The organism is Psychrobacter sp. P11G5, from assembly GCF_001593305.1.
Lineage (GTDB): Bacteria > Pseudomonadota > Gammaproteobacteria > Pseudomonadales > Moraxellaceae > Psychrobacter.
The window spans coordinates 1,397,642-1,423,333 of record NZ_CP012533.1 but is presented as its reverse complement, the minus strand read 5'-3'; the positions used below and the strand labels follow the sequence as shown (position 1 = coordinate 1,423,333).

The window sequence follows — 25,692 nt, the reverse complement described above, 5'->3', positions numbered from 1 at the left end:
CCTTTACTGGTTGTAGTTTGAATAGATAGAACAGAGGATAGCTATATAAAAGCTAGTATTTATTGTTCAGGCTCAGATTAACTGAATGTAGTTTGTTCGGAGGCAGATAATAGCATCAACGAAACTAATTGATTGCGATCTATGACTTTTATTGCATTGTTAGTTAGCAACTCTTCAACATCTACTATAAAAATCGTCAAATCTTGCGCAGTCATTTGCGCGCTTACAATAGCAAGTTGCTGATTGACACATGCTGCGCTATTTAGCATTTCATCTTTTTTAAATATATTACTGCTAAGTACATGTGACTCAAATAATAGACGAAGCTTTGAGTGCCAATCTGCTGCACTAATAAGTGAAAGCTGTCCTTGGTTGTAAAACAATAACCAAGGCAGCGATTTATCATCGATGTCTTTAGGGTTAGAAGATTCACTTACTAAACCATTTAAGCTATTAATAACATCCAAGCAAACTGGTAAATGCCCTGTCTTTATAAATGAGCTATTCAAAATATTAAGGCTATCAGCGGAAGTTGCACTTGAAGGTTTAACATTCTTATCAGACGATTCGTCAACATAAGATTTTGCTGAACAGAATTCCGCTACGTTTTTAGAGAACTGTTTGCTTGCTGACAGTTGATACGGATATTTAGGAGTATGTACTTGATTGTTTTGCGCTAAGTTACTAGTAGCAAATGTCTTAGGCAATGACGCATTAAAAGATGTGCTTGGAGAGGTATTTCTGTCTAGCGTCTGTTTATCGTAATCGGTAGTTGCTACCGTCTCCGTTGTACTAACCGTTTTAAGTTTCAAACGAACTGCATGGCTTAAATGTGCCATGATATTATTTAACGGGCTGATTTTGATCCGCTGTTTGGATGGATGCACATTGATATTGAGCCACTCGGTTGGTAGATCAAAATAAAGGGCGTAACCGATGCTACTAAGTCCAGCACTGTGAGCAAGTTGGCGCAACTGATTGCTAACGAGCGGCTCTTTTACCAAACGACCATTCACATATAGCAGCTTTGGCAAGGCGTCCTGTGAATCAGTGCTAGGCCATAACCAACCACTGATACTTACCTGATTACCTGAGTAATGATTATCAGCATACCCTATAGGCTGCTGCATTAGACTCGATAAATCAATTGCTACTTCTAGCGCGTTATCCGTCAATGGCCTACCCGTCGCTTGTTCAAGACGCGATAACGGCAGACGACTAGCGTTATTGTTTTTTCCGTTAACATTTATCGATAACGAACTTGAAGACAATGCACTTGACAGCGACAGCCGTTTTTTATTGTCGTGAAAGAGACTAAGCGCCACATCAGCGCGTGCCAAAGCTACTTCACGCACAATCGTTTCAATATGGTTAAACTCGGTCGAAATAGATTTCAAATTACCGCGGCGTGCTGGCACGTTAAAGTATAAGTCCTTTACCGTGATTGTCGTACCGCGATTGTGCACAACAGGTATCAGTTTCGGCAGATCATCTAAGATACCAGTGACCTGCAACTGACGTCCGATACCACTGTCATCATGACTACTGGTTAGCGTCAATCGTGAAACTGCCGCCGTTGCTGCCAATGCCTCCCCGCGAAAACCCAAAGTAGTAATACCATGTAAATTTGCGACATCAGCAACTTTACTGGTCGCGTGACGAGTAATCGCCATGACCATATCATCAGGATGAATACCAACACCATTGTCCACCACTTCAATCATACCCATGCCGCCTTGAGTAATATGCACTTCAATATTACTGGCACCAGCATCGATAGCATTTTCAAGCAACTCTTTAACCACAGCTGATGGACGCGTCACAACCTCACCTGCTGCTAATTGATTGATTAGTAGCGGTGATAGTTTTTTGATTCGTGTATTAGAGTGATTATCTAGCATTAGTGAGGGTCATATATTTTGGATTGCAGGCATTTTTTGAGCTAAATTTTCAAAACTGATAAGTCTAAGCCTTGCGCTTCCCCTATCTTTGATAATCGTATCTCCACCTGACGTGACTCATCAACGCTTTGAGTCATATCAATGAACAGTGTCGGCGGTGGTAGATAATTATCAGCACGGCTTGGCCATTCGATAATAACCAGCGCATCTTTATCATCAAGGTACTCATCAAAACCAATAAGAGACAACTCTTCAGGGTCTTGTATACGATATAAATCAGTATGATAAACCAGCTTAGTTACGCCATTGCCTTGCTCAATACTATAAGGCTCGACCAAAGTATAAGTCGGGCTTTTTACCGCACCTTTATGCCCAAGTGCTTGCAACCAATAGCGTGTCAGCGTGGTTTTACCTGCGCCCAAATCACCTGCCAGCCAAACGCTACCTGACACTAACAAGGCGGCAAGCTGCTCGGCTAAGCTTTCGGTATCTGCTTCTGAATATAGAGTTAATATTCGCAACTGTTTATCAGTAAAAGGCGTATCATTATGATTAGACATCAGACTGTACCTGCTTGTTGTTCGTGAACCTGCATCGTTACAGAAGGATTTACAAAATTCTCACCGCGTATCAGCTTGGCATATAATTCAGGATCATGCCACTCACTACAGACTTGCTCGCTAAATTCAAAATCCTCTAATACCAGCTTGCCCATTTGCTCATTAGCCACATCATCAGCAAAACACTGGGCATAACCAGTTGCGGTTTCGTGTGCAATTACCGAGTAGACGCTGACATCAGACTCACCATTTTGCATTTGGGTTTGTTTTAGGATTTCTTGTGCCCAAAAGAAGATAACTCGTGAGAACTGCTCTGCTGAAGGTGACACTGGCAAACTAATCCAGCGTGCACTGAACTTCTTACAGGCAGCGATATACTCAGGATCGTCTTTATTCCAAAAACAAATCGCATGATCAAAGCTATCGATGATGTCTTTGATCGAAGACTTTAATAAGCCAAAATCATAGACCATTTGCCCATGATCTAGACGAGTGGCCTCTAAGATAAGCTCAATCTGATAACTATGACCATGGATAGAGTGTTTGCAGCGTTCAGAGCTACAGTTACGAACAATATGAGCATTTTCAAATTTAAATAGTTTACGAATACGCATAATAATTTTGACCAAAACAGTAAGCACTATTGTGCTAGATATTAATAAGTAAGAGTTTGCCAAACCTAATCATTGGCTTAACGCTTATTATAGCAAATCGGCATGTATCCGTAAGTAAGCACTTATTAATACTATTATTGTTTTACACATCATTCGAGCGCGACTCTAGCCAAAAACTCAATTTGAATACGCTTAATTTCAATATAAAAGCAAAGTTGAATATAACCGAGCTCAAAAGGATGAATTGAGTGGAGCGTAGGGAAATTGTGCTATCGCTATCTATTGCGGAGGCTTAGGGCTATACTTAATTCAGAACGCAGCGTCTGCGGCAATTGTATCAATACCGCCCGATAGTCAGCCCCATTTGACTTAATCAGAAGGCAGTATAAGTTATCTTAAAAAGGAAAGAACCATGAGTAAAGGTCAAGATAGTAAGAAGAATGTAAAAAAGAAACCGCTGTTAACAGCAAAAGAGAAAAAAGCCGCCAAAAAATCTAAAAAAGAAGATAATGGTAGTATCTTAGGCAAACATTAATATTAAGTACATCAATATGCTAATTGAACCTATATTAATCTGAACTATAATATTAAAGCTGTGCCACTTGAATCTCACGGTTTGATTGGCATTTTTTATGCTAGGCGCTGCTTTTGTATTAGGTGCTGCGTGGCGCAAACATAATAATCGCCATTCCCAGCAGCGCGACCGCAGAACCTAATATATCCCATGTGGTTGGTCGAATGCCGTTGATAGTCCATAGCCAAATAATTGCCATTGCAACATACACCCCACCGTAAGCCGCATAAACTCGACCTACAGCGGTTGGATGTAAGGTCAGCAACCATACAAAGGCTGCCAGACTAAGCACACCGGGGATAAGTAGCCAAATTGACTTACCTTCTCGCAGCCATAGATAAGGCAGATAGCAACCCACAATTTCAGCCAATGCTGTCAGCACAAACAGCCCAACGGTTTTCAATTCAGTCAAAACCACTACTCCTAAACGGTGATAAATCCGGTCAAATACTGCACGGCATTGCTAGAAATAAACACTCTATCGCCCGTAACGACACAATCCAGAATCCCGCCTTTTATATTCTCATTTTTAGTCACATTTATAATACTTTTACGAGCATCATTAATCCACAATAAACAGCTTAGCGCCTATCTTCGTTGACGAGCAATGCGCGATTGTATCGTCCGCTACTTGATAAGTCATACCCGGTGTCAAGGTAAAAGTACGACCGTCCTTTAATTCCGTGTTTAATTCTCCTTCAACACAGAACAAAATGTGCCCTTTATAGCACCAGTGATCCGCAAGGTAGCCTGCAGAATACTCAACCATATGCACATTGATATTGTTAAATTCGCAAGTCTTCCAATACCCTGTGCCAGTCTCACCTTTGATTTCTACTGCTTCTACTTCCGTCCAGTCAGTAATCCCAAAAGGTATATTTTTCATTTCCATAACATTATCTCCCTGATTTAATCGTTAATTAATAATAAAACATTTTACCTACTATACCTCAAATCCAACGCCGCACCTTCTTTAGATACGTTTGATAACGCTTGCCAAATTTTTGTTCCATCATCCGCTCTTCTGGCTGAATCTGAAAACGAGTCATATAAAGCATAAAAACTGGCACTAACACAAACGCAAGAAAGTGAGACAAATATAATGCCCAGCATAATAAGATAAGTACCAATCCCACATACATAGGATTGCGAGTGTATTGATAAATACCGCGTGTCACTAGATTCGTAGATTTTTCGGGAGTATGTGGATTAACGGTAGTTTGTGCTTTTTTAAATTCAGCCACTCCCATAATACCACTGCCCAATCCTATAACACCCAAACAAATCGCTAGTGCAGTTGAGCCATTAAAAGAGAACTGCAAGCTTGGCATGATTTTAGCTACGCTATACATGGCAGCTGCGGTAATGGTGACCTGGGCTACAGGTGGTACTTTTAGCTCTAGAGCGTTCATTATTAGACCTTATGCATGATTAAATGATATATCTGAACAGTTGACTGTCTATTAGATGAGCTGACTGTTTTTAATTCTTATGCTTTCGTTCTTTTGGCGATTTCGGTGTGTGTGGACGGTTAACTGAGATTGTTATTTATCAAGACAACGCCATTTATGAAGAGCTATAATATATAAAAACATATATAAAGCAATAATATCTCAATTATGAAATTAGGTCTTAAAGTTGCATTTAAATTTTAATTGGGAAGTTAACGTAATGATGCGTATTGGATTGTTTTTATTGACCAACTTAGCTGTGATTGTGGTATTTAGCATCGTGTTTGGTATCTTATCCAGATTTTTTGGGATTGGTGGTGTACACACTGCAGGTGGATTAAATTACACCAGCCTTGCCATTATGTGCGGTATATATGGCATGGTTGGTTCGATGGTATCACTATTTATCTCAAAATGGATGGCGAAAAGATCGACAGGGACGGTTGTTATTGAGTCGCCAAGCAATGCTACTGAACAATGGCTGGTGGATACCGTCGCTAAACAAGCTCGAGCGGTAAATATTGGGATGCCAGAAGTAGGTATTTTTAATAATTCCCAGCCAAACGCCTTTGCAACGGGCTGGAATAAAAACAAAGCTTTAGTCGCTGTTTCATCTGGTCTATTGCAGAACATGAATCAAGATGAAGTAGAAGCGGTGCTCGCGCATGAGATTGGTCACGTGGCAAACGGTGATATGGTAACCCTTGCGCTCATTCAAGGCGTGATAAATGCCTTTGTGATGTTCTTCGCGCGTATTATTGGTAGCTTCGTTGACCGCACTGTCTTTAAAAACACCAGCGATAGACCCGGTATTGGTTACTTTGTCACTAGTATCGTAATGGATATTCTACTTGGATTCTTGGCGTCTGCCATCGTCATGTGGTTCTCACGTCTGCGTGAATTCCGTGCTGATGAGATGGGTGCAAAGCTTGCCAGCAAAGACAAAATGATTAGTGCGCTTGATGCCTTGCGCCCTTCTGCACAACGTCCAGATCAAATGCCAGAGAGTATGAAAGCGTTTGCTATCTCATCAGGACAATCTACGGGCTTTAGTATCGCTAACCTTTTCCGCTCACACCCAACGCTTGATGATCGTATTGTGGCGTTGAGGAAGTATAATCCTAGTTAGGTTTGATGAGTGCACCTTACTGGAATTTTAATTGCGGCAATTGCCCTACTTGTTGTGGCTTTGTATTTGAGTAAGTGTGGCGGATTGTTAATTAACTGATAATTAAACATAGCATTTAGCATAGTCATGATTTTTTATAATTTAAAATCTATAATTACTTGCGCCTTTCGACAAACTCTTGAGCAAACCTCTTGTAAATTCGAATAAGTATTTAAGAGATTTTCAGTTATACGCTGATGATTAATATCAGATAAGCTTGAGTCAAATGTAAGTTTTGAACCCTCTCTAGCATTTGACACTTCTTGGTTATAAATATTTAAAGCAGTTTTAAATTCATAAATCTTACTTTGTAGCTCTATTGGTAGACGAGAAATTTGTACTGAATTGCTATCAAGTAATATAGTTGAATGCCCCTTCAAATTAAGACTTGAACTTTGGTTTCTAAAATAAGTAACTATTTCATTAAAGTCTGTATCATTGGCTTGAAGCAATGATTCTATACTATTGATAATATTATCCGATGCATCTTCACCTTCATATTGAATGAGAAAACTTTTTGCCTCGCTAAGATATTCTCGGTTAAAACTTCCGTATCTCTGAGCTATAAGATATCCTGCTAAGCAGACATGAAACTGCAAATGTAATAGCTCAGACTTTGCAGCGATAAGGAATTTTTTATTATCATAGCGATCTTTAATAATATTAATTATTGTAGGACTTAGTAACCCTAGAAACCAGCCTAAGATAATGTATAAAGTCTCTATATGATTCTCCTTAATATTTGATAGTCTATGTTTTACATATTAGCGCCGTAAGGTGCGCATACCTTGTTTATAACAAAAAAAACGCTCAAACCACAATAGATAGTAGCAAGAACTTGATGTCACCGCTAGACCTGACTGGAACGGTTATCCTACTCAATTCAGTAGGTTGCGGTGGCTAGGTTTTAGCGTAGTCTCGTGTTTAGCAGGAATGCGCCAAACCATGCCAAAGCCCCGCCCCATTTGAGTAGATAATAGCGGATGGCAGGATTGGCTTCCCTACTTCTCCGTAAAGTCACACTACAATCAAACATAAAAAAAGCTTATCTATAAAAGATAAGCTTTTTTATTAAATCAAAATCTCTAACTAGATATCAAACTCTAACGCTCTATCACCTTTACTGTCTTGAATACGAGTTGGTAAGCCAATCTTGTTTAACAGATTAATGTATGGCTTGGCATCAAGTTCTTCGACGTTGACCATCTTGCCAGCATCCCATTCACCAGTAGCGACTAGCATAGCAGCAGCAACAGGTGGCACGCCTGCGGTATAAGAGATACCTTGACTGCCCATGGCCTCATAAGCTTCTTTGTGATCTGAGACGTTATAGATAAACATCTCAGTATCAACCCCGTCAACTTTGCCCTTAACCTTATCGCCGATACAAGTTTTACCCGTATAATTGGATGCTAGTGAGCTTGGATCTGGTAGCACAGCTTTAACGACTTTTAGCGGAATAACTTCTTGTCCTTCAGCAGTCATCACTGGCTGCTCCGACAATAGACCTAGATTTTGTAGCACGGTGAAAACATTAATATAGTGCTCACCAAAACCCATCCAAAAACGAATATTCGGCACATCTAAATTGGCTGATAAAGAGTGAATCTCATCATGACCACTTAAATAGCTATTTTGCACGCCAACGACTGGCAGATCATCGGTGCGCTTCACTTCGAACATCTTGTTAGATTGCCATTTGCTATCTTGCCAAGAATAAACCGTACCTGTGAATTCACGGAAATTAATCTCAGGATCAAAGTTGGTCGCAAAGTATTTGCCGTGGCTACCTGCGTTGATATCGATGATATCGATGTCAGTGACCGAACCTGCGTCCATCATGTCATAGCCAAGACGCGCGTAGGCGTTAACCATGCCAGGATCAAATCCTGCACCTAAAATAGCAGTGATGTTATTGTCTTCACAACGCTGACGACGTTTCCATTCATAGTTTTCATACCATGGTGGCGTCTCACAAATCTTGCGTGGATCTTCGTGAATAGCAGTATCAATGTAAGCGACACCTGTCTCGATACAGGCTTCAAGCACGCTCATATTAAGAAAAGGCGACCCGACATTAATGACGATCTGGATGCCCGTATCATGTATCAGCTTTACAAGCGCTTGACCATCCATCGCATCGATTTGATGGGTATGTAAAACGGCAGCTTGCTTAAAGCTACCTTTATCTTTCACACTCTGAGCAATCGCATCACATTTATCCTGAGTACGCGAGGCAATGTGAATGTCGCCGAGTACGTCATTATGCATTGCACATTTATGAGCAACTACTTGAGCGACGCCGCCTGCTCCGATGATGAGTACATCTTTTTTGTTGGACTTAGCTTGTTGATTTGTGTTCAATGAACAATCCTCCTTTGTGTCCCTGTCGATACCATTGATATTGGCTATGCAAAACAGAAACGAGTGAATGATATGCGTGAATTAAAAAGGAAGACCGAGGAAAACCCACGCACCCGTTAGACAAATATTGCTACCTTTGCCAGCGGCAATTATAACAATTTTTATTCGCTTTTCGGCAAAAATTACAACATAACTTAAAAACTTCAGAATGCATAATGATTCTTGAACCATTGTTTAAAGGTTATGCCAATCATTAGCTCAATGAAGTTAGGACAAACTCGCTTTATAGTCTTGATAGTCAAATTCACGCTGTACGTCAATACTGCCATCCAAACGACGAATAACAATCGCTGGCATGTTGACCCCATTAAACCAGTTTTTCTTCACCATGGTATAACCTGCGGCATTACCAAATGCAATCTTATCACCTACTTTTAAATGGTTAGGTAATGCATACTCGCCAAAGATATCGCCTGCTAAGCAAGAACGACCATAGATAATCGTATTGTCAGGCGCGTCATATTTTTGATCAGTGCTAGCGGGCACAACATCAACCGACTCATCATTAATAGAGGCAATAGACGCTGACTCCTGATAGATCAGCAAATCAAGCATGTGTGCTTCGATAGAAGCATCGACGACGGCTAAGTTTTTTTCATTATGCATGGTATCTAATACCGTCGTAACCAATGACCCTGCGCCATGGATACTTGCCTCGCCAGGTTCTAGATAGACTTGTACGTCATACTTTTCGCTAAAGCCTTTTAACCTTTCAGCGAGTTTTTCTAGTGGATAATCAGGGGCGATAAAATGAATGCCACCGCCCAAGCTGACCCATTCGAGCTGTGCTAAAACGTCACCAAACCTATCTTCGATATCAGCCAAGCTAGCACTAAAGGCTTCAAAGCTGTCGTTCTCACAGTTGTTATGAATCATCACCCCAGTTATATCACTGAGTACCGCTGCAATCTTATCTTTATCATGCTCACCAAGACGACTAAAAGGCCGTGCGGGATCTGCAATGATAAATGATGAATTGCTGGTCTTTGGATTCAAGCGCAGCCCTACTGGAATATTTTGTGCACGGGCTTGGTCTTTAAAAGCATTCAATTGCGAGATAGAGTTAAAGATAATCTTATCCGCATAGCTAAGCACTTCAGATATCTCATCGCTACTATAGGCCACGCTATAGGCATGAGTCTCTTTTTTATCTTCGCTATTGCCATTGCTATTATTGCCGAAGGTTTCATAGCCTAAACGCACTTCATTTAGTGAAGACGAGGTTGTGCCATGTAAATAAGGCTGCATGACGTCAAAGACACCCCATGTGGCAAAGCATTTGAGTGCCAGTAATGCCTTAGCACCAGACAGCTCGCACAGACGTGCAATAATCTGCATATTAGCGACTATTGCAGCTTCATCAAGCAAATAATAAGGTGTTGGTACGGCAACTGGTTTTAAAGTTTTTATCGAGTTCATAAGAGATAACCTAATGGCTTTTGATAGGGTTATGACAGATATAAATATTTGCGCTATAGTAGACTAAATTCATCATAATTAGAATATCTTATGTCGCTTTCGACCGATTATTCCACTTCTACCAGCCAAGCTAACTTATCTCAACTCGATCCAAAGAATATCGATATGACCCATCTTAATCCTGATGCGCGTGCAGTGTTAGATTTTTGGTTCGACAAAGATAATGAGCAATACTGGTTTGACCAAAACGATGGTTTTGATAAGCAAATAAATGATAAGTTTGGCAAAATTTGGCAAGCCGCAAAACAAGGTGAATGCGTGATTTGGCGAACCGCAGAAACATCAACAGATAGTAACAGCTCAACCACGGCTTTGGCGGGACGCTTAGCAGAAATTATTGTTTTAGATCAGTTTTCACGCAATCTATGTCGCGGACAGGCTTGTGCTTTTGCGCAGGATGGCATGGCACTGGTATTGGCTCAAGAAGCTATTGGGCAGCCACATTTTAATAGTTTGCCGATGGAATGGCGCAAATTTATTATCATGCCATTTATGCACTCTGAGTCAGCGATGATCCATGAGCGCTATTTACCACTGTTTGAGCAATTAGATCATGCGAACACCTTGGACTTTGAACATCGCCACAAAGACATCATTGGTCAGTTTGGCCGTTATCCGCATCGTAATGAGGTTTTAGATAGAGAATCGACTGCTGAAGAAAAAACATTTCTAAAGCAGCCGGACTCGTCGTTTTGATTAACTGTGTGCACGTTAGCGCAAGACTTATACGCTAACGTGCACACTGGTTTAATAGTTAACTTCACCTGTTGTAAAGGTAAACTGCTTAGTTTCTAGCGTCTTATTATCTACTAGAACATCAAAGCTGACTTGGTATTTACTATTGCCATAAAGACCACAGTTTTTACCTACTCTACGACCAGTTTCACAGCTTTGCAAACTATCAGTAATCGGCAGAATAAAAGCTTCGTTTTGCGGTAATTCGTAGGCGGTTCTCTTATGAGGGTCATTGCTATAATCTAGCAGGTCTACAGGCACGTCTATATTACGCTGGATATCACGAAACTTAATATTACTAATTTTAATGTTTTTAGCCGATGGCATGTTGATATAGATAGGCTGGCCGATAGGATCAGTACCTAGGTCACGTCCTGTCCCTGCCACTGGGCTTGGAAACTCATTGTAAAGCGCAGTATTTGTATCTGCTACATCAGTACAAGGATAAGTAAACAGTCCCTCAACCGAACGATTTTCTGTATTTCGATCAGCTGATGATGCGTTGACAAAAACATAGCCCTGACTTTTATCAGTAGCCTTACCATAAGGCTTGTAAGCTATCATACCTGAGCCTGTTTGACTAAGGTTAGGAGTTACTAATAGACGCATATGATAAGGTGCAGCTAGTAGAGACTTAGTCATTGAATGCGCAGCATACTCTGGTGACGCGACTCTACCAGCTGAGCTGTAATACGTTATTCTCGATATGTTTTCTACAACACCATGAGCCAAGTTTGAATATCCAGCTTTAAGTAGACGATCTTTGAAGCTAATACCTGTAAAGAATGGATTGTTCTTTCCTGTCCATGTCTTTATATCTTCGATCTCTCTTTCATCGTGCGCATTAAACATCGTTGGGCTACTATTTGCGAACACATGCTGGATGTACTGCGCGTGCTGGGTTGCTATTTTGGTTAGCTCGTTATTCTGTGCTAACCCACCAAGCGCACAAGCTTGTCTTTGTGAGTTTAATAGCTTTGAGCCAACCTGCGCAGCCCCATCATAGCTCTTACTCTCCACATCTTTCATATCGACTTCAACTTTTAATACTGGCGATGTAGCCTCAGGCGCTGATGTTTCAGGAGAAGTAGTCGGTTTTAACGGTTCAGGAGAAGTGTTAGGCTCTGATGGCTTAGAAGTATCAGTAGGATTTGACGGACTAATCGCTTCAGGTGAGTTCGAGTTGCTTGAATTAGTACTAGTACTATTATCGGAACTCTCACTGCCACCACCGCCACAAGCAGTTAAAAGCAGAGCTGAAGAAAGAGCAATGACGAGACTTTTTTCTGAGGTAATAAAATTCATCGTTTATCCTATAAAAGCATGAAGTGAGCATATTGAGTGACCATAGTCAAAATGAGCAATAAGCATGCCAATTCATAGTAAATAGAACCGTCTATGACAATAAAAAAACCGTCTGTAGGAGACGGTTTGATATAACGTGAATTTTAGGAGTTGATTTGAAAGGTAATTTGGAGAGGAGTTTGAATAATAAATTTAGGATTAATGTGAAAGCTGTAAGATTATTTGCTTAGGCTATTTAGCTTTCAATCACCTTGTAGAATAAGTAGTTCTTCTAGATTTAATTCGTCATTTATTCTCAAGTACTCGCCTTACTGGCGCAAAACTACGACGATGTTCAGGCAATACGCCATACATCTTAATGGCTTCCATATGAACACGAGTGGGATAACCTTTGTGCTTAGCGATACTATACTGTGGATGCAACGAATCTAAATGATACATAGTCTGGTCGCGGCTGACTTTTGCTAAGATACTAGCAGCTGCAATACTAGTGTGACGTGCATCACCCTTTACCCAAGCTTGGCAATCAATGCTTGACTCAGATATACCAAAAGATGAGAGTTTCAGATAATCTAACTCTGGACAGCGATTTCCATCGAACAATACCTGAGCCTGCAGATTGTATGACGTGCTACTTGTATCATTTGCAATTTGTTCTGCTACCGCAACTAATAGCGCCTCTGTACATAAGCGCATACCAAGCATCGTTGCTTGCAGAATATTTATCTGATCAATGACCGCTGCTGGAATCTCTGCAACCACATAACCTAAAGCGTTTTGTTGCACCAATGGATAAAGCTTATCGCGTTTTTTTTCGCTTAATTGCTTGGAGTCCGTCAGTATAGATAACGGCGTATTCACTAATGTTTGCATCTCAATCAAACCTGACCACGCGCTTGGTAGTATGGCGGCAGCCACGTTCACACTGCCTAGCAAAGGGCCGCGCCCTGCTTCATCAACCCCAATCTGTAGCGTTAATTTTTCTACTTCATTGTCTATACACGCAAGTATCTGACGTAAATCGTCAGTAAGCCGTAATTGACCAGTTAAGCGAATCGGAGCAGCTAAACTAATAAACTGTCCTTTAACATCTATGAGCTCAATATCGCTTTTAATATGAATAATACGACTATCTAAACAGGTTTCAATATCCATAATTATCAGACTTTTTATTTATTTTTTAACAATGTTTTAATTAATAATATTTCAATCAATAATGCTTCGATCAATAACAATTAAACCAATCAATTAATAATTTAACGATTACCTTGAGCAAACCACTGTGCAATCACACTATTAGCGGGCTCATGATTGCTTTGCTGCTGTAATGTCTGTTTGGTCTCGAGCAAGGCCTGTAACTGTTCAGCATAGGCGCGAGGCTGCAATAATTTTGTGACCGTTCGGCAGATATTTTCCCCACTCGCCTGCTCTTGTATAAGCTCAGTTACGATAGTTCTTCCTGCTAATATATTAGGTAATGCGACATAGGGTACTTTTACCAGACGCTTAGCAATCTGATAAGTAAGCTGATTTAATTGATAAATAACGACCATCGGGCGTTCAAGGAGCATGGCTTCAAGCGTTGCCGTACCCGATGCCAGCATAATAATATCAGAGGCTGCCATGGCCTGTTGACTAAAGGCTGGCTGGCTTTCGTCATAGACTACAACAATAGCAGCACGCAATTGCTCTGAGCGTTGATCAATCACATCTTGTACGATGTATTGATGGTTTTGATCAACAGTTGGTATGATAAAGCACAGTTTAGGATCTACTAATAATAACTTCTGAATACCGTCTAGCATGAGTGGCAAGATAGCGGTTATCTCACCACGCCTTGATCCCGGCATTACACAAATCAACTGACTAACATCATCGAAACGCTCAATAAAGAACTGCTGCAAGCCATCATTGTGCCAGACCAGCTCACTTCGTAGCTGATTGGTCGGAGTATCTACCAAGTCTTGATTTAGAGTTCGCAATAGCGGATGACCAACGCATATCGCAGGATGGTTATGACGCTCATATACCGGTAGCTCAAACGGAAATAAGCATAGAACTAAATCGGTCGCTGCCTTGATGCCATGAATACGCGACTCACGCCATGCCCAAATTGATGGACTAACATACTGCACACAGAACACCCCTTTTGGCTTGAGCTTCTTTGCAACCCGTAGATTAAAGTCAGGCGCATCAATACCGACAAACCAGTCAATATTGGCAACTTGAAAAGCTGCTAACAGCTCACGTCGTGCTTTGAGCAAATCAGGCAACTGCGATAATACTTCCACCAAACCCATCACCGCTAGGCGTGCTAATGGGAAAATACTGTGTAACCCTTGCGCCTGCATTTTTGACCCGCCGACCCCTACCCAAACGATATCATCACGCAGATTATTCATCTGCTGCATAAAATCTGCACCCAAACTATCACCAGATACTTCACCTGCAACAATACCAATCACCAGCGGTTTATTTGGCAACTGGTGATTATCATTCATCATACCAAATGAATCGGCAGATTCTTCAGTAGTTTGAAAGGGCGTGGCAGAATCAGTCATGACAGGTCTCAACATTAACAATGCAATAATGAACAATTAAAAAATACAGCAAAGCGTATGCCATAAGAATCAGATGGGGAAGCGCCTAAAATCAGACGTCTAAAACAATTAGTACAAACAAAATAATCAGGGCTTGTCTATGTAGTAAAGTATGAAACTATGTGCTTTAACCTATGATTTTGATTTTTTATTAAACATATTAAGTACATTAATGCGTAAAACTGTAGACCATAAATGAGCTACATATAGTAAAAGTGCACCCTGCGCACCCCGATAATGGGCAAGTATAACAAAATTTTGGTTTTAACATTCCAGTTATCAGTCAATTAACTGAACGACTGCCCTTGTCAACATGCAATTTTGACCGCATAATGAATATCCCTATAAATTAGCTAGACGAAGTGTAATCATGACAACACCAGCTACCCATAATGCAGATATTGATGACGTGAACATTGAAAAATTCATTCCTTTGATCACTCCCGCTGAGCTAAAAGCTGAGCTGCCCCTTTCGAACGAAGCTTATAAAACCGTTCTAAAAGGTCGCCATACTATTCAAGATATTTTGGATGGTAAAGATAAGCGCCTGTTTATAGTCATCGGTCCTTGCTCTATCCATGATATCAAGGCGGCGCACGAATATGCTGACCGCTTAGCCGTATTGGCAAAAGAAGTCGAAGACACTATCTTTGTCGTTATGCGTGTCTATTTTGAAAAGCCACGTACTACTGTTGGTTGGAAGGGCATGATTAACGACCCTGATATGAATGACAGCTTCGATATCGAAAAAGGTCTACGTACCGCTCGTAAGCTACTGCTTGATTTAAATGAGAAGGGTTTGCCTTGTGCGACTGAAGCTTTAGATCCAAATACCCCGCAGTACATGCAGGACTTGATCAGCTGGTCAGCGATTGGCGCACGTACCACTGAGAGCCAAACACACCGTGAGATGAGCTCAGGCTTATCGTGCCCAGTAGGCTTTAAAAATGGTACTGACGGTGGCATGACTGTCGCAGTCAACGCTATGCAAGCAGTAAAAGCTGGTCATAGCTTCTTAGGTCTATCAGAAGATGGCAAAGTATCTATCATCAAGTCTAAAGGCAACCCTTACGCACACGTCGTACTGCGCGGTGGTAATGGCAAACCTAACTATGACGAAACCGCTGTCGCCCAAGTTGAAAACGAGCTGGCTAAAGGAAAAACCAGTAGTAAGATTATGATTGACTCAAGTCATGCAAACTCAGGTAAAGATCCTTACTTACAACCGATGGTCATCCAAAACGTCGCTGAGCAGATTCAAAACGGTAATAAATCAATTATCGGCATGATGATTGAAAGCCATTTAAAAGGTGGCAGCCAAAAGCTTACTGAAGATTTGAGCCAGCTCGAGTATGGTAAATCTATCACCGATGGTTGTCTCGATTGGGATAGTACCGTGACTGCTATACATAATCTACGTGATACGGTGAAAGACATTTTACCTAATCGCTAATAGCTAACTACCTAAATATTAATTGAGAAAAAGCCCATCTATGCGTAGGTGGGCTTTTTATTGCCTAATCAAATTAAAACAATAAGCTTTTAGTTTATTGTGGGACAAATAAGCTTTATATGAAAAGGAAAAACCATGAATACCATTAAACTCTCGGACAAACTAAGCATGTTTTCAAGCCACTGGGATCCACATGTCATTGCTGATTATAATCAAAACGAAGTGATGGTAGTAAAATTTCAAGGAGAGTATCCCTTTCATAAACATGAAGAAACGGACGACTTTTTCTATGTGTTAGAGGGCGAGATGTTTATGGATATAGAAGGTGAACATTCTCGTCTTGTCAAAGCTGGGGAATTGTTTATCGTACCCAAAGGTGTGAGCCATCGACCACGCGCAGAGCATGAAGTGAAGGTTTTACTAATCGAACCAAAAGGCGAGCCAAATTCTGGTGATTCAGATAGAGAACCTGCGCCCAAGCCGAGAATTTAGATCTTCAAATAGCCTAACTCATAACGTCAAAAGGCTAAACTGATATTTTAGTTTAGCCTTTTATTTTACTTGTTAAAGCAAATTATTAATCCGCTGCCGCGCCTAGCACACTATCTAAGCTCTCAAGTACATGCTTAGAAGATGCTTTTTCCTGCAAACTGATAAGCTGCTCATGCGCCATTTGACGACGTGGTTCAACCAATGTGTACCAGCGTGCCAGCACTTGCAGTAAGCGCGAGGCCAAGACAGGATTGGCATCATCCAACCTTTGAATCACATCGGTATAGATGTCCAATCCTTCTGTCGTCCAAAGTATAGTCGGCTGCGAGGTAAAAGCGCTGATTACTGAGCGTACACGATTGGGCGTGTTCCAATCGAAATCTGCATGATTCAGCAGATCTTTAATTTTATTAGTACTCACATTGTCAGCAGCGGCTTGCACACTAAACCATAAGTCAATTACTAAGTCATCGGCTTGAAAGCGATTATAAAAATCTGCCAAATACTCATCAGCATTTGCGACCTGATGGTTGACCATCGCCTTTAATGCACCAAAGCGTTCGGTCATACAGCTGGCATTATCGTACTGCTGCTGTGCCAATTCAGCCGTACCTGCAACTTTGGCAGTCAATGCCATATCCAATACTACGTTACGCAAGGCACGCTTCCCGCGAGCCTCAGAGCTATCCTCATAAGCCTGTAACGGCAGTTGTTCGTATAGCGCTGTCCACTGCCCCGCTAGTGACTCTGCCACTTGACGATACAAGCCTTCACGCTGCTCTTTAATCAATATCGGATCGTAGTTTTTGTGAATAGCAGAGGCCAACTCTTGCGCTGATGGAATATCAAGCAAGCGTGCAGCCAACATAGCATCGTCAGTAGCCAAGGTTGGTAAGGTCTGTGCCAATGCTTGCAGATATACCTCAGGACTGCTTTTAGAGCCCTGACCTTGCAGTAAAATACGATTTACTAGCATCTGCGTCACTTGCCAGCGGTTAAAACCATTGGTCTCATGTTTGAGTAAAAATGCCAAGTCTTCATCTTGATAGTCATAGTTGAGCTGTACTGGCGCACTGAAATCACGGAGTAATGAAACCACAGGCTCACTGTCAATATTATTAAAGCTAAAGGTTTGCTCAGCCTGATCTAACAACAACATACGCTCGGCGACTATATCACCAGACGCTTTATCGAATAGCGCTGTCGCTACTGGAATCGGTAAAGGTTTAGGAGCTTCAAATCCGCTCACATGGCGCGTTTGCTGACTCAAAGTAATAGTCAACGTTTGCGTCTCGCTATCATAGTCTTGATGACCAGACAGCATTGGCGTACCTGGTTGACGGTACCAATCGATGAAGTCCTCGATTTTATCGTCAGTAATGCTTAGTGCTGATAAAAAGTCCTCAACTGTGACTGCTTGACCATCGTAACGACGAAAATATTCGTCAGTGCCTTTACGGAAATTATCCGGCCCCAATGTATTGGCCAGCATGCGCACGATTTCAGCGCCTTTTTCATAAATAGTAGTGGTATAAAAATTATTAATCTCAACGAAGCTTTCAGGACGTACTGGATGCGCAAGTGGTCCTGCATCTTCCGCAAACTGATGCGCACGTAATGTCGCTACATCATCGATACGCTGCACCGCACTCGACTGCTGATCCGCTGAAAAGGATTGATCACGATAAACCGTAAAACCTTCTTTTAAACATAATTGGAACCAGTCACGGCAGGTAATACGGTTACCCGTCCAGTTATGGAAGTATTCATGAGCGATGACTGCTTTGACATTAAAGCTACGCGCATCGGTCGTGGTCTCAGGACTAGACAATACGCAGGCGGTATTAAAGATGTTTAGGCCTTTATTTTCCATTGCGCCCATATTAAATTGACTGACCGCGACTATCATGTAGCGATCCAAATCATACGCACGGCCGTAATTAACTTCATCCCACTCCATCGCGTCTTTCAATGCTTGCATACCGACATGGCATTTATCAATATCCGTAGATTTAGCATACACTTCAAGCGTGACTTCGCGACCTTCACTGGTTGTATAATGATCGGTAAGCACATCTAAATCAGCAGCAACACAGGCAAACAGATAACTTGGCTTATTGGTCGGATCATGCCAAATAGCATAATGACGGTCTGGCGCATCTGCAACTTCACCTTGCTCCACCAAATTACCATTGGCGAGCAGTGTCGGATAACGCTTATCTGCTTCAACGCGCGTGGTAAATATCGCTAGTACATCGGGACGGTCTGGATAAAAAGTAATCTTGCGAAAGCCTTCTGGCTCACACTGGGTGACAAACATGGTATCGCTACCAGTGCCTGCCATATACAAACCTTCTAGCGCAGTGTTGGTCTGCGGATGAATGCGAACCTGCAACTCTAACGTTAAATTATCAGGAGCATCAGCAATCGTGAGTTTGCCATCTGCTTGGCTATACTGCTCAGAGCTAAGAGGCTCACCATCAACCTTAATAGTAACGAGCTCAACATCTTCACCGTATAGCACCAAATCACCTACCGCTTGGCGGTTCATGACTAGCTTGCTATCAACCGTTGCATAATCATCGAAAATCTTGATATCTAAATCTACGGTATCCACATCAAAACTTGGCAGCTGATAATCAGTCAGATGAATTTTTCTAGGTGCATGTGGTGGCACGTCAGGCATATCAGGGTTAATGATTTGAGCATCAGTTTCAGAGATAGACATAGAAATTCCTATTATTTAAGATGAATATGCTTGAGCCAATAATTATCATTATAATGAGCAAATAAGCATAGTTGTGAGGTAAAACAAAGCGATATATTTTCTACAGTATTTTTGTATATAAGCGATAGACTATATGATACTCATTTCTATTGCTACATTGGCTCAGTCTGCTAGATTTCAAGGGCGAGCAAGTTTTAAGCTCGGTCACCAAACTTTTTATTTATCCTCTATAATAAAATATGACTCATTTTTTAATCAGCTGGCAATACTCTATGACTGACTCATCGGCAAATACAACGAATAGTACGATTACCCTAAATATATTGGATGATTATATAGAGGCACTACTACCCACCCTCAACGATTCAATATCACCATCTAATATTGAGGATAATGCATCGATTTCAGATAATAAAAACACCGTCAATAAAACATCGAATAATATAAAGTCGAATAATATCCCTCAGCTATTATGGACAGTTGAAAATCAGAAAATGCTTGCTGAGTTAAGATCGCAGTTGGGTCTCAAAAATGAAGGGGCTAATGATGAAAAAACTGTCAGCACTCCTGCTAGTATAAATGCCGCTACGAAAAAAATAGCAGACTTCTCCACATTATCAGAGCTTACGACGCAATCCATACCGCAGCGCTACCAACTTGCGTGCTTTTGGCTACCCAACTTATCATTAGACATGCTGCAACCCTACATTCCATTGCTAATGCGCTACCGTGACCTCTATGCTGCACATTTAGTTATTGCTCTTGATAGTACTTTAGATCTGCGAGCTTATGGCTTTACACCTCTTGATCTTTTAGGTAAAACTCCATTGCCTCAATCATCATCAAACTTGTCAGCATCGTTAACGCTATGGCAATTTAATTTATATGATTATAAAAAGCTACCAAATTGGCTGAATGCTGATTATTGGGCCAACCCTGAAAACTGGAACAAACATCGCTGGTAATAGCTTTATGACTTATCAGACCACTGATTCTCACTAAAAGTTGCCAAATGTATATTGTAATAGCTGACAAATTTTGACATGATTTACAGTAATGTTATTTACATAACGTAACATTGATTCTACTATGGGCAGTAATTGCCTAGGTTTTACTATAAGCAGTTCAAAAAAAACAAATTTTATTAAAAATTTAGGAGCTCATCATGTCAATTAACTCTACGTTGTCTAACCCTATATCCAATAGCCGTTTTGCTAAAATCGCTGCGCTTGCCCTATTATCAGGTGCTGTCGCAATCACAACTGGTTGTGCTACTAAGCGCGCTACTTCTGAAGTCGTCGTTGCCCCTCTAGGTATCCCAGGTGGTCAAGTCGGTTACACTGGCGCTGTGGTTGTAGACAATTCAAATGCTATTCTTACTGGTGCTGAAAATCTTCAAGCCGTTGTATATTTCGCCTTTGACAGTAGTGAAATTACTTCACAATCTGCTAGCATCTTGAACCAACATGCTAACCTATTAAGCTCAAATCCAGCAGCTGGTGTCGTGATTGCAGGTCACACTGATGAACGCGGTAGCCGTGAATACAACGTTGCTCTAGGCGAGCGCCGTGCACAGGCAGCACGTGATTATCTTGCTGCTCAAGGTGTTTCTGTAAATAACATCCGCGTCATCAGTTATGGCGAAGAGCGTCCTGCAGCGGCTGGTACTACTGAAGAAGCTTATGCACAGAACCGTCGTGCCGAGCTTTCCTACTAAGAGCTATTATATGTAGTTGATAGACTTTATTTAGCATCAAAAAAAGCCCAGCAATATTAATATTGTTGGGCTTTTTAGTTCAGCTAAAATGATGTTAAATTAAGATAATAATAATGGTTACTTTCTCAAGGTTTATATATAGTTGCTATTTATTAATTAACTTTTTATATTTCTTTATAATCGTTTTTAACTTTTGATATAAAAAAATTATGCCAATCCCACATCTTTTTAACATCGAATATACTCAACTTGATCCTATGACATGGTGCGCAGTTGCCGATGTGGGCGCACCTTTACATCTAAGCTTACGGAATAAGCCACCTCTATCATTAGTGTCTAACACTCTACGCGCTCATCCTATTAATTTTACTGATTTTAACTGGCAATACTATACTGCTGAAACATATTTATCAGCACGCAAAAACGCTCTGAATCATCGTCAACAACAACGTCTAGGCGTTCGGTTATTGCTGCAAGAGTTACTGACCAAGTTAGAAATAGAGGATGCGTTAGACGAAACCCAATACCCTTATCGACTCATTAATAGCAAATACTACGTGTGCTTTAGTCATTCAAGTGATAGTTATGCAAATAATAAGGTTGCTGTAATTATCAGTCGTCAGCGCACTGTGGGTATTGATATAGAAACCAATAAAGTTGATTGGCATGTGGCACAGCGTTTTTATCACTCTAACGAGATTGCTCTGCTACAAACATTGCCCACTACTCAACGTGAAACCACTGCTAAGTTACTTTGGCAGATAAAAGAGAGCTTTATTAAGATTCACCATTATAAGTTGGCGCAAGGATTAGGAATGAACTATGAACACTTGATTCCTAATATTGTCATCAACTTTGAACAAAATAATTCGCTTCTAACTATTATTGAAGATAATGAGTCAGGCTATCAGATTACATTGTTACTTTCTCACCAGACAGTAGTTATTTTTTAGCATAATTTTGTCAACCTTATCTCTTTACGACTATTTAGTACTTTGGAGCAGACATAAAAAAATGACCCTAAAAAGGGTCATTTTTTATGCTTTTACTCTTCTTCTAATGACAGTACTTAAACTGTGATTAGATTAGAAGCGGTAAGTTGCACCAAGCTTAACGATTGGGAACCACTCTAACCAATCTTTATCTTCAAGTTCTTGCTCAGCAATATTTGCAACTTGGCTACCTTTGATAGTTTGAGTCACACCCTGTGCGTCAGTGTAGTTGACATCCGCATCTGGATTAGTTGAACGAACAGTAGCATCTGTTTTGCCCATGTATGCTGCACCGATTTCACCAAATACACCCCAATTGTTGCCGATGTTTGGACGGAAACCGATAGTGCCATAAGGAGCTAACTTGTTACGATGTTCCAAAGTACCTTCTAAATTACCAGTCTGAGTAGCATTATATTGAATACCATCAAGCTTGAAGAAATCACCTTCAGCATTAGCAGTTACGTCGATATCGTTGTCAGGAACAATAATACCAGCACCCATAGTGAACCAGTTACCAGCAGGACGTAATTGTACGCCTAGGTACGGGTTGCTAAAATCAGCATCGACTTCGTAGTTTACGTCGTCAGCATCAAAGTCACCGCCAAAAAGGTCAGCTACATCACCACCAGCCCAACCGGCTTGTAATTCAGTTTTCTCATTTAGTGACCAACCAATGTTAGCACCATAACCTAAAGTACCAACTTCAGCACTAACAGATGCTGGGTTAATAGCTGTGTTAAATAAAGTCTTAGTACCACCGAAAATAGCACCAGTAGTGTTACGAATAACACCTGCATCATTATTATAAGCAGCAGGAGCTACTTCAGCTTCATATGCAACGGCTACAGGCTCAGCTTCATACGCAACAGCTACAGGCTCAGCTTCGTATACTACTGCATCATTGTTATCAACAACGATTACAGGCTCAGCTGCTAAAGCAGCAGTTGATGCTAAAACAGCAGCAGAGATTGCAGTTAATTTAATAAGTTTCATGGTTGTTCTCCTAAAGTATGAAATAACTAGCCCAAAAAAACGATTATTTCTGTTCTATTTTAAACAATCGTTTTGTTGAGCAGATTAAAACAATTTTGGCTTCAAAAGTCACCCCTACAAAGGAGCTTTTTATTTGCCATTATGTAAAGATTGCATAGAAATTGTAATAATTACTACACGAACCTGTAAAAAATCGCCCTGCCGTTACACGATACTCTCAAAGTAACTAATCAGTATAAATATATATACCTTAAATAGTAAAAGCTTGCGCAACAGTACTGCAAAGTATGTAACTATGATGTCGTATCCTCTAAAATAACTCAATAAGGGTTATATAGTTTATTACTACTGTTTGTTGTGATTTGTCAGATGATGTATCAATAGTTGCTCTCAAAAAAAGTTTATGATACTGCTCACCTTTCAGTCTTATTTTATTTTATAATCTATATATAGTGTTTATCTGGCTATAGTCTCTTTAACTTTAGTCTCTTTAATTTGTCGATGTGACTAATACTATAACGCCCGACGTTACTTATCATTCATCATTACTGAGCTATCTATATGCCGAAAGTTTCTTCGATTACCCGTGTATTAGAGATTATCGAAACGATATCCTATGCGCCTAAACCTATCTCTCCGCTTGAGCTTTCACAAGAGCTTGATATCCCAAAACCAACCATTCATCGTTTGATTCAAAATTTAGTCGATGAAGGATTTGTAGCGATTGATATTGGTGGTGGTATTATCCCTGGTAAGCGCGTACGCAATCTAAGTGTGGCTTTATGGCAACAGCGGCAGTTCTTTAATGAACGCCAAGTTATTTTGCAAAAGCTAGTAGATGATATTCAAGAAACTTGCGGTATTGGTATCCCTTATCATATGGATATGATCTATACCAATCGCGTCACAACATCATTGCCACTACAGATATACTTACCTGTTGGGGCTAAATCTCCTATGTGGTGTACGGCAACTGGCAAACTGTATCTAAGTCAGCTCTCACCCGCAAGTCGCCGTAAGATGCTAAGTAACTTGCCTTTAAATAAATTTACTAAAAACACCATTGTAGACATTGATGCCCTAAATGCTGAACTTGACCATATTGCCAAGACAGGGGTTGGCGTAGATAATGAAGAATTCATCTCTGAAATGGTCGCGGTATCGGTGCCAATATTGGACAAGAAATCGCGTTATCTAGCATCTTTGTATTTGCATGCACCTACCATACGCGTATCTTTAGATGATCTACTGACACATGTACCAAGATTGCAAGCAGCAGCGCAAGACATTCAAGCGTTGGTGTATGAGCTACAAAACTAGAGTCTGTATCATTAAGAAAAAATATGACCGAATACAAAAAAGGTCTGCGCTATTTTTATAGCGCAGACCTTTTTTATACTTTATTTTTGCTAGTGCTATGACAACTAGCAAAAGTACTCTATTTAAAACTGATTAAGAACCTTAAGTGTTAAGAACTTTGAGCATCATGAATTTTAAGCACTTAGAGCCTTAAAACAATACCGAACTATCATGACGCGCCATAATACTAGAAAAGTCTTTATCGCCATTTTCTACTGTATGTGCTTCATAAAGCTCTGTCGCTTTGGCTCCCATTGGAGTTTCAACATCCGTATCTTTAGCGGTTTGCATCGCAAGATTTAAATCTTTTTGCATCAGCTTACTCATAAAGCCGCCTTTATAGCCATTACTAGATGGGACGTTCTCCATCACTTGCGGATAAGGGTTATAGACTTCTAATGTCCAATTACGACCTGAGCTTTGTAGCATAATATCTGATAGCACTTTAGGGTCGAGACCATTTTTGACACCCAAGTTAATCGCCTCTGCCGTTCCCGCCATTAGAATACCTAACAGCATGTTATTACAGATTTTCGCGACTTGTCCGGCACCATGGTCGCCTGCATGAAAGATGTTTTTGCCCATAACGGCTAGTATTGGCTCGGCTTTAGCGAACGCATTAGCGCTGCCACCGACGATAAAGGTTAAACTACCAGCGATAGCACCGCCCGTACCGCCAGAGACTGGCGCATCTAAGAAGTCTATACCAAGCTTACTTGCAGCCTCTGCCACCGTCCTAGCATCAGCTGCCGCAATAGTACTGCTATCAATGACCAATGTATCTTTGGGTAATTCTGCTAGTAAGCCATCAGCCTCATTTTCACCTAGATAGACAGAATGAACGTGCTTGCCCGCAGGCAACATGCTAATAATGACTTGTGCATTGCTCGCAGCATCTTTAGGGCTATTAGCTACACTGGCACCTGCTTGCTGCAAGCGCTGGGTCGCCTCCTCAGACAAGTCATAGACAGAGAGCGTATAACCTGCCTTTAATAAGTTCTCTGCCATCGGTGCGCCCATATTGCCAAGCCCAATGAAGGCTATATTTGGCTTAGCAGTATTATTATCGGTCGTAGCTGTATTGCTTAAACCTGAATCCTTTGTACCCATCTCATCGCTCCTTGATGATTGCTTATTATTTACA

At 40.8% G+C, this 25,692-nt stretch carries 24 protein-coding genes; 9 read left to right on the top strand and 15 right to left on the bottom strand.

Going from position 1 to position 25,692, the window contains the following annotated elements; genetic code table 11:
• Nucleotides 1-77 precede the first annotated feature (77 nt).
• From mutL to AK825_RS05950, 3 genes are read right to left on the bottom strand one after another with little or no spacing between them, the layout of a single operon-like run.
• Nucleotides 78-1,901: a DNA mismatch repair endonuclease MutL gene (gene mutL / locus AK825_RS05960; RefSeq protein ID WP_068035387.1), complete on the bottom strand. Its 1,824-nt coding sequence runs from the start codon at nucleotides 1,899-1,901 to the stop codon at nucleotides 78-80.
• A 41-nt stretch (nucleotides 1,902-1,942) separates the two neighbouring features.
• Nucleotides 1,943-2,461, bottom strand: a complete 519-nt coding sequence (gene tsaE / locus AK825_RS05955) for a tRNA (adenosine(37)-N6)-threonylcarbamoyltransferase complex ATPase subunit type 1 TsaE (protein ID WP_068035385.1) — start codon at nucleotides 2,459-2,461, stop codon at nucleotides 1,943-1,945.
• The gene (locus AK825_RS05950; protein WP_068035383.1) at nucleotides 2,461-3,075 is read right to left on the bottom strand and encodes a 6-carboxytetrahydropterin synthase; all 615 of its coding nucleotides are present in this window, start codon (nucleotides 3,073-3,075) and stop codon (nucleotides 2,461-2,463) included. The genes tsaE and AK825_RS05950 overlap by 1 nt, the downstream gene beginning before the upstream one ends.
• Nucleotides 3,076-3,487: 412 nt before the next feature.
• Between AK825_RS05950 and AK825_RS14970 the strand changes: the two genes are divergently transcribed.
• Nucleotides 3,488-3,610, top strand: a complete 123-nt coding sequence (locus AK825_RS14970; protein ID WP_264753646.1) for a hypothetical protein — start codon at nucleotides 3,488-3,490, stop codon at nucleotides 3,608-3,610.
• Nucleotides 3,611-3,728: 118 nt separating this feature from the next.
• Here the strand turns inward: AK825_RS14970 and AK825_RS05945 are convergent, their stop codons facing one another.
• From AK825_RS05945 to AK825_RS05935, 3 genes are all read right to left on the bottom strand, one after another.
• A complete protein-coding gene (locus tag AK825_RS05945) occupies nucleotides 3,729-4,061 on the bottom strand; it encodes a YnfA family protein (protein ID WP_068035381.1) in 333 nt (110 codons plus the stop codon).
• 150 nt (nucleotides 4,062-4,211) lie between these two features.
• Nucleotides 4,212-4,541: a DHCW motif cupin fold protein gene (locus AK825_RS05940; RefSeq protein WP_068035379.1), complete on the bottom strand. Its 330-nt coding sequence runs from the start codon at nucleotides 4,539-4,541 to the stop codon at nucleotides 4,212-4,214.
• A 58-nt stretch (nucleotides 4,542-4,599) separates the two neighbouring features.
• Nucleotides 4,600-5,061 (bottom strand): isoprenylcysteine carboxylmethyltransferase family protein, encoded by a 462-nt coding sequence (locus tag AK825_RS05935; RefSeq protein WP_068035377.1) that lies wholly within the window; start codon nucleotides 5,059-5,061, stop codon nucleotides 4,600-4,602.
• 259 nt (nucleotides 5,062-5,320) lie between these two features.
• Between AK825_RS05935 and htpX the strand changes: the two genes are divergently transcribed.
• The gene (htpX, locus tag AK825_RS05930; RefSeq protein ID WP_068035375.1) at nucleotides 5,321-6,229 is read left to right on the top strand and encodes a protease HtpX; all 909 of its coding nucleotides are present in this window, start codon (nucleotides 5,321-5,323) and stop codon (nucleotides 6,227-6,229) included.
• Between the two features lie 134 nt (nucleotides 6,230-6,363).
• Here htpX and AK825_RS05925 read toward each other — a convergent pair whose 3' ends face one another.
• The 3 genes from AK825_RS05925 to nspC all read right to left on the bottom strand — a co-directional run bounded on the left by AK825_RS05925 (nucleotide 6,364) and on the right by nspC (nucleotide 10,111).
• Nucleotides 6,364-6,867: a hypothetical protein gene (locus AK825_RS05925; protein WP_068035373.1), complete on the bottom strand. Its 504-nt coding sequence runs from the start codon at nucleotides 6,865-6,867 to the stop codon at nucleotides 6,364-6,366.
• Between the two features lie 490 nt (nucleotides 6,868-7,357).
• On the bottom strand, nucleotides 7,358-8,632 hold the full coding sequence (locus tag AK825_RS05920; RefSeq protein WP_068035370.1) for a saccharopine dehydrogenase family protein: 1,275 nt from the start codon (nucleotides 8,630-8,632) through the stop codon (nucleotides 7,358-7,360).
• Nucleotides 8,633-8,899: 267 nt separating this feature from the next.
• Nucleotides 8,900-10,111: a carboxynorspermidine decarboxylase gene (nspC, locus tag AK825_RS05915; protein ID WP_068035368.1), complete on the bottom strand. Its 1,212-nt coding sequence runs from the start codon at nucleotides 10,109-10,111 to the stop codon at nucleotides 8,900-8,902.
• 165 nt (nucleotides 10,112-10,276) lie between these two features.
• Here nspC and AK825_RS05910 point away from each other — a divergent pair, with 165 nt between their 5' ends.
• Nucleotides 10,277-10,867 carry a DUF924 family protein gene (locus AK825_RS05910; protein ID WP_264753653.1) on the top strand — a complete coding sequence of 197 codons (591 nt, stop codon included), beginning with the start codon at nucleotides 10,277-10,279 and terminating at the stop codon, nucleotides 10,865-10,867.
• A gap of 51 nt (nucleotides 10,868-10,918) precedes the next feature.
• Here the strand turns inward: AK825_RS05910 and AK825_RS05905 are convergent, their stop codons facing one another.
• The 3 genes from AK825_RS05905 to lpxB form a co-directional block, all read right to left on the bottom strand.
• Entirely contained in the window at nucleotides 10,919-12,211 is a 1,293-nt protein-coding gene (locus tag AK825_RS05905) for a CAP domain-containing protein (RefSeq protein WP_068035364.1), read from the bottom strand.
• Nucleotides 12,212-12,496: 285 nt separating this feature from the next.
• On the bottom strand, nucleotides 12,497-13,366 hold the full coding sequence (locus AK825_RS05900) for a ribonuclease HII (RefSeq protein WP_082787186.1): 870 nt from the start codon (nucleotides 13,364-13,366) through the stop codon (nucleotides 12,497-12,499).
• 101 nt (nucleotides 13,367-13,467) lie between these two features.
• Nucleotides 13,468-14,715, bottom strand: a complete 1,248-nt coding sequence (gene lpxB, locus AK825_RS05895; protein WP_149038789.1) for a lipid-A-disaccharide synthase — start codon at nucleotides 14,713-14,715, stop codon at nucleotides 13,468-13,470.
• 466 nt (nucleotides 14,716-15,181) lie between these two features.
• Here lpxB and AK825_RS05890 point away from each other — a divergent pair, with 466 nt between their 5' ends.
• Both AK825_RS05890 and AK825_RS05885 read left to right on the top strand, forming a co-directional pair.
• Nucleotides 15,182-16,264, top strand: a complete 1,083-nt coding sequence (locus AK825_RS05890; protein ID WP_068035360.1) for a 3-deoxy-7-phosphoheptulonate synthase — start codon at nucleotides 15,182-15,184, stop codon at nucleotides 16,262-16,264.
• Between the two features lie 168 nt (nucleotides 16,265-16,432).
• Nucleotides 16,433-16,756, top strand: a complete 324-nt coding sequence (locus AK825_RS05885; RefSeq protein ID WP_203226493.1) for a cupin domain-containing protein — start codon at nucleotides 16,433-16,435, stop codon at nucleotides 16,754-16,756.
• An 85-nt stretch (nucleotides 16,757-16,841) separates the two neighbouring features.
• Here AK825_RS05885 and pepN read toward each other — a convergent pair whose 3' ends face one another.
• Nucleotides 16,842-19,442, bottom strand: coding sequence for an aminopeptidase N (pepN, locus tag AK825_RS05880; RefSeq protein ID WP_068039099.1), 2,601 nt, complete (start codon nucleotides 19,440-19,442; stop codon nucleotides 16,842-16,844).
• Nucleotides 19,443-19,756: 314 nt separating this feature from the next.
• Here pepN and AK825_RS05875 point away from each other — a divergent pair, with 314 nt between their 5' ends.
• The 3 genes from AK825_RS05875 (at nucleotide 19,757) to AK825_RS05865 (ending at nucleotide 22,154) form a co-directional block, all read left to right on the top strand.
• Entirely contained in the window at nucleotides 19,757-20,449 is a 693-nt protein-coding gene (locus AK825_RS05875) for a DUF6231 family protein (protein ID WP_068035356.1), read from the top strand.
• A 200-nt stretch (nucleotides 20,450-20,649) separates the two neighbouring features.
• Nucleotides 20,650-21,201, top strand: coding sequence for a peptidoglycan-associated lipoprotein Pal (gene pal / locus AK825_RS05870; RefSeq protein WP_068035354.1), 552 nt, complete (start codon nucleotides 20,650-20,652; stop codon nucleotides 21,199-21,201).
• 209 nt (nucleotides 21,202-21,410) lie between these two features.
• Nucleotides 21,411-22,154: a 4'-phosphopantetheinyl transferase superfamily protein gene (locus AK825_RS05865; RefSeq protein WP_068035352.1), complete on the top strand. Its 744-nt coding sequence runs from the start codon at nucleotides 21,411-21,413 to the stop codon at nucleotides 22,152-22,154.
• A 132-nt stretch (nucleotides 22,155-22,286) separates the two neighbouring features.
• Here AK825_RS05865 and AK825_RS05860 read toward each other — a convergent pair whose 3' ends face one another.
• A complete protein-coding gene (locus AK825_RS05860) occupies nucleotides 22,287-23,189 on the bottom strand; it encodes a hypothetical protein (RefSeq protein ID WP_068035350.1) in 903 nt (300 codons plus the stop codon).
• Nucleotides 23,190-23,750: 561 nt separating this feature from the next.
• Between AK825_RS05860 and AK825_RS05855 the strand changes: the two genes are divergently transcribed.
• Nucleotides 23,751-24,509, top strand: a complete 759-nt coding sequence (locus AK825_RS05855) for an IclR family transcriptional regulator (protein WP_068035348.1) — start codon at nucleotides 23,751-23,753, stop codon at nucleotides 24,507-24,509.
• Between the two features lie 189 nt (nucleotides 24,510-24,698).
• Here AK825_RS05855 and mmsB read toward each other — a convergent pair whose 3' ends face one another.
• Complete coding sequence (gene mmsB / locus AK825_RS05850; protein WP_068035346.1) at nucleotides 24,699-25,658, bottom strand: 3-hydroxyisobutyrate dehydrogenase; 960 nt, start codon at nucleotides 25,656-25,658, stop codon at nucleotides 24,699-24,701.
• Between the last annotated feature and the right edge of the window lie 34 nt (nucleotides 25,659-25,692).